Annotated in this window: 7 protein-coding genes; 3 read left to right on the top strand and 4 right to left on the bottom strand. The window is 69.6% G+C overall.

The window, feature by feature from the left end:
• Window positions 1-59: 59 nt before the first annotated feature.
• Window positions 60-2297, bottom strand: coding sequence for an alpha-galactosidase (locus tag RWQ91_RS15280; protein WP_314507724.1), 2238 nt, complete (start codon window positions 2295-2297; stop codon window positions 60-62).
• A 65-nt stretch (window positions 2298-2362) separates the two neighbouring features.
• Here RWQ91_RS15280 and RWQ91_RS15285 point away from each other — a divergent pair, with 65 nt between their 5' ends.
• Entirely contained in the window at window positions 2363-4837 is a 2475-nt protein-coding gene (locus RWQ91_RS15285) for an HAD-IC family P-type ATPase (RefSeq protein ID WP_314507726.1), read from the top strand.
• Here the strand turns inward: RWQ91_RS15285 and RWQ91_RS15290 are convergent.
• Genes RWQ91_RS15290 through RWQ91_RS15300 form a run of 3 tightly spaced genes read right to left on the bottom strand, consistent with a single transcriptional unit; the run spans window position 4759 to window position 6661 of the window.
• Window positions 4759-5223, bottom strand: coding sequence for a hypothetical protein (locus RWQ91_RS15290; RefSeq protein WP_314507728.1), 465 nt, complete (start codon window positions 5221-5223; stop codon window positions 4759-4761). The genes RWQ91_RS15285 and RWQ91_RS15290 overlap by 79 nt on opposite strands.
• Window positions 5224-5261: 38 nt before the next feature.
• Window positions 5262-5936: a DUF305 domain-containing protein gene (locus RWQ91_RS15295; RefSeq protein ID WP_314507730.1), complete on the bottom strand. Its 675-nt coding sequence runs from the start codon at window positions 5934-5936 to the stop codon at window positions 5262-5264.
• A gap of 5 nt (window positions 5937-5941) precedes the next feature.
• Window positions 5942-6661, bottom strand: a complete 720-nt coding sequence (locus tag RWQ91_RS15300) for a DUF3105 domain-containing protein (RefSeq protein WP_314507732.1) — start codon at window positions 6659-6661, stop codon at window positions 5942-5944.
• Window positions 6662-6955: 294 nt separating this feature from the next.
• Between RWQ91_RS15300 and RWQ91_RS15305 the strand changes: the two genes are divergently transcribed.
• Both RWQ91_RS15305 and RWQ91_RS15310 read left to right on the top strand, forming a co-directional pair.
• On the top strand, window positions 6956-8332 hold the full coding sequence (locus RWQ91_RS15305; RefSeq protein ID WP_399546597.1) for a multidrug effflux MFS transporter: 1377 nt from the start codon (window positions 6956-6958) through the stop codon (window positions 8330-8332).
• Window positions 8333-8394: 62 nt separating this feature from the next.
• Window positions 8395-9075, top strand: a complete 681-nt coding sequence (locus RWQ91_RS15310; RefSeq protein ID WP_314507734.1) for a phosphatase PAP2 family protein — start codon at window positions 8395-8397, stop codon at window positions 9073-9075.
• Window positions 9076-9232 lie beyond the last annotated feature (157 nt).

Here is a 9232-nt window from a genome sequence, read left to right on the forward strand (position 1 = left end):
GGCCGGGAGGGCAGTCATCCGGAGGGAGGGCTGCGATCCCGGCCGATCGTGCGTCCGGCTCAGTCCGCTGCGACGGCGCGGTACAGCACCGCCTGATCGGGGTGCAGGCGCGGTGCCGCCACGCCGACCGTCGCGAGGACGTCGCCGCGGAAGCTGGCCCCCGGGTAGATGACGTCGGCGCGCTCGGCACGATCCCAGTACTCCTGCGAGGCGAGGGCCTCGGCGTCGCTCGGCTCGCCCCACCACGCCGGCGGGATCAGACCGGACGGGAGCGCACCGATGAACACCGGCGTCAGGCGGTAGGTGCGTTCCGGGTCCAGGCCGCGCAGCCGCAGACGCGCCGGCGGTTCGGGGTGGGCAGTGTCGAGCACGGCCGCCGAGAAGAGGGCCTCCGAGTCGTCGGCGGCGACCACCCCATGCACCACGATGCGCGGATCAGCGGTGTCCATGCGCACGAGCTCGCCGCCGAGCAGGAGCCGGCGATGCTCCTTGTGGAAGGCGATCCACCGGGCGAGCACGCTCAGCTCGGCATCCGTCGCCTCCCCGAGGTCCCACTCGATCCCGAGGTGCCCGAAGACGGCCGTGATCGCCCGGAACGTGAGATCCAACCGGCGTCCGGTCGTGTGCGACCGGTCCGAGGCGATGTGCGCGCCGAGATACTCCGGCGGAGCAAGCTGGGCGCTCCACCGCATCATCGACTGCCGGTCGTGCGGGTCGCTGTTGTCCGAGACCCAGATGCGGTCGGTCAGTTCGAGCACCCCCAGGTCGACTCGCCCGCCCCCCGACGAGCACGACTCGATCTCCAGCCGCGGGTGCGCCTCTTTCAGCTCGCGCAGCAGACGGTAGAAGGCGAGCGTCTGCTCGTGCACGACCGGCCTCCCCCCGCGAGTCCGGTCGCCTGCCTCGGTCAGGTCGCGGTTGTGGTCCCACTTGATGTAGTCGATCGCGTACTCGTCGAGCAGGGCGAGCATCTGGTTCTTCACGTGCTCGTACGCGCCGGGCACCGCCAGGTTGAGCACGTGCTGCGCGCGAGACTCGACGGGCAGCTCCTCGCGCGCGGCCATGATCCACTCCGGATGCCGGCGGGCCAGGTCGCTGTCCAGATTGATCATCTCGGGCTCGAACCACAGCCCGAACTGCATGCCCAAGGCCGTCACGTGATCCACGAGCGGGTGCAGGCCGTCCGGCCACACGTCCGTCGCGACCACCCAGTCGCCGAGGCCGGCGCGGTCGGAGCGACGGTCGCCGAACCAGCCGTCGTCGAGCACGAACCGCTCGATGCCGATCGCGGCCGCCTGGTCTGCGAGCGCGATCAGCTCGTCGGCGTCGTGGCGGAAGTACACCGCCTCCCAGACGTTGAGCGTGACGGGCCGGTCGGCGGGGCGACCCACCGTCAGCTCGCGCAGGTGATCGTGGAATCGGTGCGCGACCTCGTCGAGACCGTCGCCGTGCGCACCGTAGATCCACGGCGTCTCGTAGGCCTCGCCCTTCCGGAGGATGATCTCGCCGGGAAGGAGCACCTCGCCCCCGCCGAGCACCTGCTCGCCGGTGTAGACGCGCTCGACGTAGTGGCGGTGGTTTCCGCTCCACCCCGTGTGCACGGCCCACAGGCGTCCCTCCGCGAAGCCGAATCCGGGAACGCCGGCGTGGAGGATGTAGGCGCTGTCCGCGCCTGTGCGCCCACGCCGGTTCTCCCGGAGGTGGATGCCGGCCCGAAGGGGTCCGCGCTGGGGAACGCGCTCATAGTTGTGCTGGCCGGTGAAATCCAGGACGTCGGTCGCTTCGGCCGGCAGTGGGAAGACGAGCGATACGTCCTCCACGGTGAACGGCGCGTCCCGCTCGTTGGACAGCGTCGCCCGGGAGCGGATCAGCCCACTCGGAAGCAGTTCGAGCTCGAGACGCAGCGACAGCCTCGCCTCGTCGTCGAGCGCGGTGAAGACCGCCCGTCCCGCGCCGGCCGAGGCCACTCCGTTCACCGGTGCGCCATCCAGCGTGATCGCCGTCGTCGTGAACCGCGGTGACCAGCCGCTTCCCGCTGCCGAGCCGGAGATGCCCGGCCGCCCGGTCCATCCGGTGTGGTGCTCGGGAAGCAGCGCCACGCGCGGAGGGGTGTCGACGTTGTTCGAGCCGACGACCGGCACCGATGCATCGCTCAGTCCGATCAGTGCGGCCTCATCCAGCTCATCGAGCTGCGGCCCCCAGTGGATGATGGCGGGGAGGCGGCCGAAGCGTGCGTCGACGATCACGGAGACACCGGCGTGGGCGAGGTGGAGAAGGGCGTCGGGCGAGGAGCTCATAGGCCACCTATTCTCCGGCATCCCCGGTCGGCGCACATCACGAGGGTGGTCATAGTGTGTGATCCATGGATGCCGCTGCAGACCTCGACGCACCGGCCGAGCACGTCGATCCGGCGGTCGGCCTGACGAGGGCTCAGGTGGAGGAGCGCACCGCTGACGGCCGGTCCAACGCGTTCACGGCCGACACCAGCCGGAGCGTCTGGAACATCGTCAGCGCCAACGTCTTCACGCTGTTCAACGGCATCGTCGGCGCCTGCTTCCTCGTGCTGCTCCTGCTGGGCCGGTGGCAGGATGCGCTGTTCGGGCTGGCGGCGTTCGCGAACGCGATCATCGGGTGCGTCCAGGAGTTCCGTGCGAAGGCGAAGCTCGACCGCCTTGCGCTGCTGAACGCCCCGCGGGCACGGGTGCGCAGGGACGGACAGGAAGCGGAGATCGCCCCGGCCGAGGTGGTGCAGGACGACATCCTCGTGCTGAGGGCGGGCGACCAGGTGCCCGCCGACGCGGTCGTCGCCGACGGCCGGGCGCTGCAGATCGACGAATCGATGCTGACCGGCGAGTCCGATGCCGTCGACAAGAGTCGCGGCGATGAGGCGCTCTCGGGGTCGGTGGTCGTCGCGGGGGAGGGCGACGCCCGCGTCACGAGGGTGGGCGCCGACTCCTACGCCAACAAGTTCGCCGACGAGGCCAAGCGGTTCTCGATGGTCTCCTCGGAGCTGCGCACCTCGATCGACCGCGTGCTCACCTGGGTCGGCTGGGGCATCGGGCCGATCGGCCTGCTCGTGCTCAATGCCCAGATGATGGTCGCGGGCGGGTGGGTGCCGGCGTGGGAGAGCGGCACCTGGGTGCAGGCGGTGGTGAACACCATCGCATCGCTGACGGCCATGATCCCGCTCGGGCTCGTGCTGGTGACCTCGATCGCCTTCGCGGTCGGCGCCGCGAAGCTCGCGGGTCGGCAGGTGCTCGTCAACGAGCTGCCCGCGGTCGAGGGCCTCGCTCGCGTGGACGTGATCTGCCTGGACAAGACCGGCACCCTGACCGGAGGCGACATCCGCTTCGACGGATCGCATCCAGTGTCCGGTGAAGCGCCCGGGTGGCAGAGTGCGCTCGCCTGGTACGGCGCTGCTCCCGACGCGAACGCGACGGCGCGCTGCCTGCAGGAACCGTTTCCGTCCGGGAGCGCTGCCGCGGTGAGTGCGTACGTCCCGTTCTCGTCCGCTCGCAAGTGGAGCGCCGTCTCCTTCGCCGACGCGGGCGGCACGTGGGTGCTCGGCGCTCCCGAGATGGTGTTCGGGGATGCCGCGTCCGATCCGTCCGAGCAGCTCGGCGAAACGGTCACCCGGCTGGCCTCGACGGGGCGGCGAACCCTGGTCCTCGGTCACTCGCCGGTCGCGCTCACGGATCACGACGTGGATGCCGAGCGCCTCCCCGCCCGTCTCATGCCGGCGGTCGTACTGACCTTCCGCGAGCAGGTGCGACCCGACGCCGCACAGACGCTGTCGTACTTCCAGGCGCAGGGGGTCGGCATCCGGATCATCTCGGGCGACAATCCGCGCACGGTTGCCGCCATCGCCCGCGAGGTCGGCCTCGAAGTCGCAGAGGGCTTCGATGCGCGCACGCTGCCCGAGCGCGACGCGGAGCTGGCCGACGTGCTCGAGACCCATCGGGTCTTCGGTCGTGTGACGCCCGAACAGAAGAAGCGCATGGTCGTGGCCCTGCAGAGCCGCGGTCATGTCGTGGCGATGACCGGCGACGGGGTGAACGATGCCCTCGCCATCAAGACCGCCGATATCGGAATCGCGATGAACTCCGGCGCCGCCGCGACGAAGGCAGTGGCGCGGCTCGTGCTGCTCGACGGTCAGTTCTCGCATCTGCCCGATGTCGTCGCCGAGGGGCGTCAGGTGATCGCGAACATCGAGCGCGTCTCGATGCTGTTCCTGACCAAGACCGCGTACGCCACCGGCCTGGCGATCCTCTTCGGCATCCTGGTGCTCGAGTTCCCGTTCCTGCCTCGACAGCTCTCCATCACGGATGGGCTCACGATCGGCATCCCGGCATTCTTCCTCGCGCTCATGCCCAACACGCAGCGGTACGTGCCCGGTTTTCTCAAGCGATCGCTGAGCTTCGCGATTCCGGCGGGCATCATCATCGCGATCTCCCTCACTCTGTACACGCTCGGAGCGATGCGGATCGGCGTGGAGCAGGCGCAGCTGCGCACGGGATCGACCATCATCCTGGCGATCGTCGGCATCTGGGTGCTCACGGTGCTCTCGCGGCCGATCAACCGGTACAAGGCACTCGTGATCGGCGCGATGTTCGTCGCCCTCGTTGCGATCTTCACCATCCCGGTGTCGACGGAGTTCTTCCAGCTGGTCGATCCGGGCGAGGAGTGTGCGTGGCTGGTGGCTGTCGTCACGGTCGCCACCATCGCGGCGATCGAGATCGTGCGGTTCTTCCACCGCCGCTATGTGAGCAGGGTGCTCTCTGCGGTGCCGGCGCTCGCGTCGGTGCCGGCGTCCGGCACCGGCTCGGTCGCGAAGTAACGCGAACCCGGCGGCGTCCACACCGCGATGCCGATGAAGGCGTAGACGAGGATCTCGACGACCGAGGTCCAGTCCCAGGTATCGGCGGTCACGATCGTCACCACGTGCAGCACGAGCTGGACGGCGAGGTAGATCGTCAGCAGCAGCCGCGCGCCCGGACGTCCGCGCGCGATACCCGACGCGACGGCGATCGTCAGCAGGCCGAAGAGGATCACGCCCGCGCCCAGCAGCGAGACGGTGAGGACCTGCGCGGATTCCACGCGGTACCTGCTCAGCAGCACGAGGATGCCGATGGCCACGCTCGCGAAGCCGCTGAGGTAGATCAGGATCACCGCGACGCGCACCAGCACGGGCTGGGTGGCGGGGGATGCCGGCGGAGGACTCACCCGCCCACTGTAGCGATCCGGCGTTGCCGCGAGCCCGCTCAGGGGGTGCAGCCGAGGCGCTCCTGCATGCTCTGCATCGCGGCGATCTCAGCGGTCTGCCCGACGCGGATCGTCTCGGCGACCTGAAGGACGCGTGGTTCGCTGCCGAGGTCGAGCACCGCCTCGGCCATGGGAACGGAGCCTTCGTGGTGGCGGATCATGAGCTGCAGGAACAGGCAGTCCGCGCTCTCGCCGGTCGCCTGGGCGAGGGCGTCGAGCTCGGCGTCCGAGGCCATGCCCATCGCGGCGCGCGCTTCGTCCTCCGTCTGCGCGGGCCCCGCCTCGTCGCCGCCGTGCTCGTGGCCGCTCTCACCGGAGGCCATCCATCCCATCAGGGGCCCGCCGGATTGCGGCAGCCCCCAGCTCACCAGCCACTCGAACATCTCCCCGCGCTGTCCGGATTGGCCGGTGGCGATGTCGTACGACAGGGCGCGCAGCTGCTCGTCGTCGGTCTTGCGGTAGATCTCCATCGCCATGGCGATCGCCTGGGCGTGGTGCACCTGCATGTCGCGCGCGAAGCCCGCCTCGGCCGAGCTCGTGCTCGGCGTCGAGGGAGAGGTGCCGAATGCCGAGAAGCGGCCGATGGCGAAGGCCAGACCTCCGACTGCGAGGCATGCCAGGACGATCAGGAGCCAGCGCCGCGGCCCCGTCGATCCGGACGCCTCCGCGCTCATCGGACCTACTGCTTGCCCGGTGCGTCGAGGCCGCCGGTGCACGCGGCGTTGGGCTCGGGGGAGTTCTGGCTTCGCCAGTAGGCCTCGAGGAACTGCGAGACGCGCGGGTCGTCGGCGGAGTCGAGCTTGACCTGCGCATTCCATGCGCTCATGACGATGGGCGCGTCCAGCCCCTCATACGGCGAGACGACGACGTAGGACGACGGCAGCTGAGCCTCGAGGGCGCTCAGCTCGTCGGCCGACACGGCCGAGGCGTCGTAGGTCACCCACACCGCGCCGTGCTCGAGGGCGTGCACGGCGTTCTCGTTGGGCACGGCCTGGTGGTACACGCCGCAGTTGAGCCAGAGCGCGCTGTGATCGCCGCCCACGGGCGGTGTCTGCGCGTACTCCACGGGTCCGTCCACATGGTTGGCCGTGTTCTCGAAGGTCTCGAGCCCGTCGATCGACGAACCGTCGCCGTCGCCGGGATCCAGGCTCGGCGGCGGCGTCGGGGCGAAGACCACGGAAGCGACGATCGCGGCGATCACTCCGATGGCGACGACCGAGCCGACGATCCACCACACGAGCTTGCTGCGGCGGCGCTTGGCGAGCTGCCGCTGGTACTCGGCGAGCTTCTCCTGGCGCTTCTTCTCACGCTGCTGCTTGACGCTCTGAGCGATCTGCGCCTGGGTGGCCGGGTTGCCGCTCGTCTGCTTTTCGGTGGGGCGCGGGGGTGTCGGGGTCATGTGTGTGATCTCGGCTCAGGCGCCCGGAGGAACGGTGGGCTGCGGTGCGGGAGGGACCTTCATCCTATTCGACTGCATGCGTTCGGGTCTGGGAGCAGGCCGACAGGGGGATTCGCCTGTCGGTCCCCCTTCGCGAAGGACCACCTGTCCGCGTCCGGTACGATGGATTGTCGAATCGATTCGGGCGGTTCGACGATCCCCCCCAGCGTCGCAGGCGGAACCGTCGGTGACGGCGCTTCCGGCTGTCGCGCAGCACACCCGCCGCTGAAGACCTGTCGCCGAAACGAAGAGACTTTGCTCGATACCTCGACCATTCCCGCCCAGAAGCAGATGCCACCGCGCGAGTCGATGCCGACCGCATCAGCCCGTGTGCCGGATCCGCGACCGCTCACGACGGGCGCGATCCGCACGCTCGGCAGAAATCCGGCGACCGCGCCGATCATGCTGCACCCGGGCGATGCGATCCCGCACCGCAAGCGCGTCGCGTACATCGTGCTGCTCGGCGCGCTGACCGCGCTCGGCCCGTTCACGATCGACCTCTACCTGCCGGCATTCCCGGTGCTCGAGACGGATTTCCGCACGACCGCGGCGGTGATCCAGCTCACGCTCACCGGCACGATGGTCGGCTTCGCGCTCGGACAGCTCATCGTCGGACCACTGAGCGACAAGGTCGGTCGGCGCGTGCCGTTGCTGGCGGTCACCGCCCTGCACGTCGTGGCGAGCGTGGCCGCGGCGCTCGCGCCGACGATCGAGCTCCTGATGGTCGCCCGCGTGGGGATGGGCATGGGCGCCGCCGCCGGCGGCGTCGTCGCGATGGCGATCGTGCGAGACCTGTTCGGCGGCAAGCGTCTCGTGGTGATGCTCTCCCGTCTCGCGCTCGTCTCGGGAGTGGCGCCGGTCGCCGCACCCCTGATCGGCTCGGCACTGCTGTCGGTCATGCCGTGGCGCGGCATCTTCCTCGTGCTGGCGCTGTACGGCGCCGTGATGCTGGCGTGCACGATCTTCGTGATCCCCGAGACGCTTCCGAAGGCCCGACGCAGTGACAGGGGCAGCACGACGGTGCTGCAGCGCTACCGCAGCGTGCTGCGGGACCGCGTGTTCATCGGCACGCTCGTGATCGGCGCCATGACCTTCAGCGGACTGTTCTCCTACCTGTCGGCATCCTCGTTCCTGTTCCAGCAGACGTTCGCCTTCGACGCGCAGCAGTACGGCCTGCTGTTCGCCGCGAACTCGCTCGGGCTGGTGATCGGCGTGCAGCTCGCCTCGCGCCTGGCCGCGCGGTTCGGTCCCCAGTGGGTGCTCGCCTTCTCCACCGCCGTGCTCGTGGTGGCGGCATCCGCGATCATCGTCTTCGACCAGCTCGGGTTCGGCCTCTGGGGCACCGTCATTCCGCTGTTCGTCTTCCTGATGGCCTGCGGTTTCACCTTCCCGTGCGTGCAGGTGCTGGCGCTGGATCGCCACGGCAAGGCGGCGGGCACGGCGGCGTCGCTCATCGGAGCCACCAACTTCGGCATCGCCGGGATCATCTCGCCGGTGGTGGGATGGATCTCGCGGGATGCCGGCATCACCGCCACGACCATGGCGGCGGTCATGGCCGGGTGTGCGGTGATCGGCGTCGTGGCGCTGTGGGCGATCGTGCGACCGCGGACCGTGGGGATGCTGACGCCATAGCAGGCCGCACGACTTGCGCAAAGCCCGGGTGCGTCCGGGGGCGCAGGGGCCACAATGGGACGATGACCACCGTAGACCGCGCCCGGGCGGACAATCTCTCGCGCCCCGTGCTGTTCACGGTCGGAGGCATCCTGCTGCTGGCGGCGTGTGGACTCGGCGCGCTCATCCTCTCGCGGACGGAGCCGTTCGACCTCGACGAGTGGTGGAACGCGCTGCTGTTCGCCAACGACATTCCGGTGCTCATCGCGTTCTCGCAGGTCATGAACTTCCTGGGGGCGGGGTGGTTCGGCATCTTCGTCGTGCCGATCGCGGTCGCTCTGGTGCTCGTGCTGATCAAACGGCCCTGGTCGGCCCTGTTCTTCGTGATCGCGCAGCTGGCGTCCGCGGGAGCCGTTCAGGTGCTCAAGCACCTGTTCGGGCGCGCCCGCCCCGAGGAGATCATCGTGCTCTCCGATTTCGGCTCATTCCCCTCCGGGCATGTGGCGAATGCCGCGACGTTGGCGGCCGTGGCCTACATCCTCTTCCCCCGTCTGTTCGTGGCGATCATCGGGGTGATCTACGTGATGCTGATGGCGATCAGCCGGACGGCGCTGCATGCGCACTGGCTCAGCGACACCCTGGGCGGCGCAATGATCGGCGTCGGCGTCGTCCTGATCGTCGGGGGATTCTTCGCGCCGCTCCTGGTGAAGGAGCGCTCGATCGTTCGCGCACGGGAACGGCACGTCAGCGCAGCCCCTCAGTAGGCTGAGCGCATGAGTGCGCCTGACTCCTCCGACCCCGCCGTCGCCGCCGCCGAAAGCGAGCTCGCGCGCCTGCGCGCCGAGGCGGAGGCGGCCGAAGCGCAGCTGAAGGCCGCACAGGCGCGGGCTGCCCTGGCCGCCGCGGAAGCCGCTGCCGCGC

The organism is uncultured Microbacterium sp., from assembly GCF_963524805.1.
In the GTDB taxonomy this organism is placed as follows: domain Bacteria; phylum Actinomycetota; class Actinomycetes; order Actinomycetales; family Microbacteriaceae; genus Microbacterium.

Coding starts and splice junctions, on each gene's coding strand:
- RWQ91_RS15280 (WP_314507724.1), bottom strand. CDS start 2,297: ATGAGCTCCTCGCCCGACGCCCTTCTCCACCTCGCCCACGCCGGTGTC.
- RWQ91_RS15285 (WP_314507726.1), top strand. CDS start 2,363: ATGGATGCCGCTGCAGACCTCGACGCACCGGCCGAGCACGTCGATCCG.
- RWQ91_RS15295 (WP_314507730.1), bottom strand. CDS start 5,936: ATGAGCGCGGAGGCGTCCGGATCGACGGGGCCGCGGCGCTGGCTCCTG.
- RWQ91_RS15300 (WP_314507732.1), bottom strand. CDS start 6,661: ATGACCCCGACACCCCCGCGCCCCACCGAAAAGCAGACGAGCGGCAAC.
- RWQ91_RS15310 (WP_314507734.1), top strand. CDS start 8,395: ATGACCACCGTAGACCGCGCCCGGGCGGACAATCTCTCGCGCCCCGTG.